4 protein-coding genes are annotated in these 4,642 nt (G+C 70.7%); 1 reads left to right on the top strand and 3 read right to left on the bottom strand.

What is annotated here, in order from left to right; genetic code table 11:
- Window positions 1–238, bottom strand: a 238-nt coding sequence (locus tag AAHZ94_RS28795; RefSeq protein WP_349996547.1) for a hypothetical protein, incomplete at its 3' end; no start/stop codon positions are given.
- 163 nt (window positions 239–401) lie between these two features.
- Between AAHZ94_RS28795 and AAHZ94_RS28800 the strand changes: the two genes are divergently transcribed.
- Window positions 402–1,274 carry a polysaccharide deacetylase family protein gene (locus AAHZ94_RS28800; protein WP_349996549.1) on the top strand — a complete coding sequence of 291 codons (873 nt, stop codon included), beginning with the start codon at window positions 402–404 and terminating at the stop codon, window positions 1,272–1,274.
- A 202-nt stretch (window positions 1,275–1,476) separates the two neighbouring features.
- Here AAHZ94_RS28800 and AAHZ94_RS28805 read toward each other — a convergent pair whose 3' ends face one another.
- Both AAHZ94_RS28805 and AAHZ94_RS28810 read right to left on the bottom strand, forming a co-directional pair.
- Window positions 1,477–3,771: a glycosyl hydrolase family 18 protein gene (locus AAHZ94_RS28805; protein ID WP_349996551.1), complete on the bottom strand. Its 2,295-nt coding sequence runs from the start codon at window positions 3,769–3,771 to the stop codon at window positions 1,477–1,479.
- A gap of 660 nt (window positions 3,772–4,431) precedes the next feature.
- On the bottom strand, window positions 4,432–4,642 hold a 211-nt coding region (locus AAHZ94_RS28810; protein ID WP_349996553.1), incomplete at its 5' end, for a GNAT family N-acetyltransferase.

The raw sequence follows: 4,642 nt of genomic DNA on the forward strand, positions 1-4,642 counted from the left end.
CCCCGCGGCGGGGGCCCCCCCCCCGGGGGGCGCCGGGGGGGGGGGGCCCGGGGGGGGGGGGGGGGGCCCCCCCCCCCCCCCCCCCCCGGGCGGCCCCGCCCCACGGGGCCCGGCGCCCTCGCGCCCGCCCGCCGGCGCTCGCCCGCCCGCCGCGGGAGCGGGCGCCCACGGCAGCCGGGTAGCCGCCGATCCGGCGGATGCCACCCTGCCCCGGCTGCCACCGTGCCCCGGCTGTCACCCTGCCGCACCCACCAATTCCACCATTCCTGCCAACCCTGCCGCGCCTGTCACCCCGCCGGCCGCGCCCACGCCCGCGCCCGCGTGCCGCGGCCCGTCGCTCACTACCCTGGTGATCCGCGCCGGCCCCCCCTGGCGCCACCCTGGCGACGAGGTGAGCAACGATGGACCAACCCCCCTACGACTACAGCCCCATCGTCGGCCGCGAGTCGATCCGTTGGCCGACGGGCGCCCGGATCGCCTTCTACGTCGCCGTCAACATCGAGCACTACCCGATCGACAGGCCCGGACTCAGCATCACCGCGCACACCACCGGACTCACCCCCGACCCGCTCAACCACGGCTGGCGGGACTACGGTCCCCGGGTGGGGGTGTGGCGCCTGATGGACTGCCTCGACCGCTACGGGCTACGGGCCAGCGCGATGGTCAACTCCACGGTCTGTACGGAGTATCCGCAGATCATCACCGCCGGACTGGACAGAAACTGGGCCTGGGTCGCGCACGGCGCGGACAACTCTCGCCACCAGCCGACCATCGCGCCCGAAGCGGAGCGCGACTACCTGCGCGACGTGGTCGACACCATTGAGCGGGCCACCGGCAGGCGCCCCCGCGGCTGGCTGGGGCCGGCGCTCACCGAGACCTTCCGCACCCCGGACCTCCTCGCCGAACTGGGCCTGGAGTACGTCCTCGACTGGGCCAACGACGACCAGCCGTACTGGCTCAGGGTGCCCGGCATGCTGAGCGTGCCGTACCCGATCGAAGTCAACGACATCACCCTGTTCGTCGGAAAGCACCTGTCAGGGCCCGACTTCGTCCGCCTCGTACGCGACCAACTGGACCAGCTCTACGCCGAATCCGCCGACAGCGGCCGGGTGATGGCCCTGGCCCTGCACCCCTTCGTCATCAGCCAACCCTTCCGCCAGCGCTATCTGGCACAGGCCCTGGAGTACGTGGTGGGTCACCCGGGCGTCTGGCTGACGACCAGCGACGAGATCGCTGCGCACTACGCCGGCACCCACCCACAAGGCGCCGCCTGAGCGGACCGCGCCGGCGCGCCCGGCGGCGGCGTACGCGCCAAACGGCCCGGCCCGCGCCGGCCGCGGGCCGGGCCGAGGGCGCTGGGGCGGGAGCCTGCCCCACCCCAGCGCGGGTGGTACGGGAGTGCAAAGGGCCTTGCGGGGCAGGTGCGGCCCCGGTGACGCGGCGTGGGCCGGGGCCCGGCGCCGCTACGTCAAGCCTTTACTTCAGACCCTTGTCGATGGCGTTCATCAGACTGCCGTTGGGGGTGTCTCCTGACATTTCCCAGACCATCGCCCCGAGCAGGTTCTTCTGCTTCATCCAGGCGGTCTTCTTGGCGATCGACCACTCGTCGTCGAACGACCACCACTGACCGCCGGGGCCGGTGTAGCCGTACGTCGAGATGGACTGCTCGTCGTGGTGGATCGTCATGTTGGGCACGCTGGACAGCATGTTCTGGTACCCGCGGATGCCGGCTTCTTCGGCGAACTGGCCGGGCGCGGCCCCCTTCGCCGACTGCCACTCACCCTTCTTGCCGCCCTCTTCCACACCCTGCCAACCACGCCCGTAGAACGGGAACCCCATGGTCAGCTTGCGCGGGTTGACCCCGGCGTCGGTGTAGGGCTTGAGGGCTTCCTCGATGCTGAAGTGCGTCGGGTACGGGTCATCGGTGTCGGTGAAGAGGTTGCCCTGGTGACCGGTGCGGTTCGGCTCCCACGAGTTGTCGCTGCCCGAGCCGTGGAAGTCGTAACCCTGGACGTTGGCGAAGTCCAGGTAGTTGAAGATCTTCGACAGGTCCCAACCCTGGTCGATCTTGACCGGGTCGGCCGGCGTGAAGGCGGTCAGCAACTTGCGCTCGCCACCCGTCGCGTCGAGCTGCTTGCGGAACTCGGCCAGCAGCGCCGTCAGGTTCTCCTTGTCCTTGACGTTGTAGTGGTTGCCCGGGTGGCCGCCGTCAGGCGAGCCCGGCCACTCCCAGTCGACGTCGACGCCGTCGAAGACGCCCGCGCCGGTGCCCGGGCCGCCCGCGCCGTTGTAGGCGGGCAGGTTGCCCTTGATCCACACGTCGACACAGGACTTCACGAACTTCTCGCGCGACTCGGGCGTGGCAGCCGCGTCGGAGAAGAACTTGGAGAACGTCCACCCACCGAGCGAGACCAGCACCTTGAGGTGCGGGTGCTTGGCCTTGAGCTTCTTGATCTGGTTGAAGTTGCCGCGCAGCTTGCCCCAACCGTCGTCGGCCACGCCGTCCACCGACTGGGCCGCCGACATGGGCCGCCCGTAGTCGGCGTCCGCGTCACCGGCGCCGGTGCCCTGGTCCGGGTCCTGCGGGTTGGTCGTGGTGCCCTTGGTGACGCCAGCCATGCAGGTCAGGTTCTTCGGGTCGAGGTTCTCGAAGGCGTAGTTGATGACGTCGAGCTTGGCAGCCGCACCCGAGGTGTCCAGGTTCTTGACGAAGTACTGGCGGCCGTAGATGCCCCACTGGACGAAGTACCCCACGTTGAGGTGCTGGCCCTCGCCCGCCAGGTCATCGGTGGTGACCTTCACGGTGTTGGAGGCGGGGGAGGAGTTCTCCGCCGCGTCCCGGGCCTTGACGGTGAAGGAGTACTCCGTGACCGGAGAGAGACCGCTGATGGTGGCCGTGGTGGTGTCCGCTGCCACCGTCTTGGCCAGCTTGCCGCCCTCGTACACGTCGTACGCGGCCACGCCCACGTTGTCCGTCGCCTTCGCCCAGGTCAGCGTGACCGTGGAGGAGGTCTTGGCGGTGGAACGCAGGTTGCCCGGGGCGGTCGGCGGGGTCGGGTCGCTGGCGGGGTCCACGGTGGTGGCCGTCACCGGCGCGCTCAGCGGGCTGAGGTTGTCCCTGCGGTCCTTGGCCCGCACCGCGAAGGTGTAGCTGGTGGCCGGGGTGAGGCCGGTGATCGTCGCCGAGTTGGTGTCCGAGGTGGCGACCGTCTTGCCGTCGCTGACCACCTCGTACGACTTGACCGGGTAGTCGCCCGCGGAAGAGGCCGGCCAGCTCAGCGCGATGCTGCGGGCGGTGGCCGTGGTGACCTTGGGCGTGCCGGGCGCGGTGGGCGGCACATCGGGCGTGCCGTCGCACTTGTCGCCGTTGATGGTGCACGTCGTCGGCGCCTTGGCCGGCCCGTTGCCGATGAACCAGTAGCTGAACGGGTCGCTGCTGCCGCCGGCCGGGATCGTGCCGTTGTAGTGGGCGTTCTTCACCGAGACGTGGTTGCCCGTGACGGTGGCGTCGCCGTAGTAGTGCCCGTTGGTCGTGGTCCCCGCCGGCAGGTCGAACTCAAGCTGCCAGCCGTTGACGGCCGCGGAACCGCTGTTGTGGATGGTGTACGTGCCCTTCCACCAGGAGCCGTTGTCCTGGATGGAGAAGGTCGCGGTCAGCGTCCCGGCCGCCTGGGCGGAGCTCGACAGACCGGTCAGCAGGGCGAGGGGTAGGACGAGGACGGTGAGCAGAGCGGCAACTCTGCTCCTAATTCTGCGATGGTGTTGAGACATGGCTCTCTCCCTGTGGGGGGTTGTACAGGGGACGTGCAGAACCGAGCACACGCGCTACCTGGGGGCCGTGGTGCGCGATTCGTGGGGCGTCGGCGGCCAGGGAAGCAGTCGTACGGTAAATGGTCTGGACCAAGCCGTCAACGGTTCGGGACGCGGCGGAGCGGGCCGGGGCAGAAGCTGCCACGACCGCCGGCCGCTGGCCGCGAAAGTCCCGCACTGAGCGGACGGATGGTGGCCGTGCGCTGCCAAGGACCTGGTCAGACGGGCCATCGCCGCGCGGCCCAAGCTTGCGGTGGCCACCGCGAACGAGCGGGTGGCCGGTGGCCGCACGACGGCCCCCGAGCGCCGTGGTCCGAAGCTGACGCACCGTCAATACCTGGTCAGTGGGCTGATCCACGCCGGTGGTCTGGGCCAGTGACCGGGCCGGGTACTCCACCGGCGACCATGCCCGCCGGCGACGATCGCACGACCTCGGCAGACGGATCGGTAGGTGCGCACGCGCCGGCGTCCGGTGGCGCGGATTCCATCTCGGGGGTCGAGCGGGCCCGACGGCCGGATGGAGTGGGGTGGCCGTCGGGTGGGAGGCAGGCCGACAGGTTAGGGGTGGGGGAGTGCCCGACTGGGGTTCTCCGTGGCCTTCAGGGGGGCGCTGACGGTATGTCAGGGGCGCCAGTACAGCGCCGGGTCGGGATGGTCGGCGAAGCCCAGCGCCCGGTAGAGCGGCTCCCCTTCCGCTGAGGCGTGCAGGTCCACGCGTGCGACGTCGCGCCCGGCGAACCAGTCGAGCAACCCGGTCATGATCGCCCGGCTGTGCCCCCGCCGGCGGTGGACCGGGTCGGTGATCACCCCGAGGACGGTGCCCACCCGGCCG

This window comes from Streptomyces sp. HSW2009 (genome assembly GCF_040240285.1).
GTDB lineage: Bacteria > Actinomycetota > Actinomycetes > Streptomycetales > Streptomycetaceae > Streptomyces.

Bases quoted from the DNA above. Each gene is read 5' to 3' on its own strand.
- AAHZ94_RS28805 (WP_349996551.1), bottom strand. From the start codon at position 3,771: ATGTCTCAACACCATCGCAGAATTAGGAGCAGAGTTGCCGCTCTGCTC.
- AAHZ94_RS28800 (WP_349996549.1), top strand. From the start codon at position 402: ATGGACCAACCCCCCTACGACTACAGCCCCATCGTCGGCCGCGAGTCG.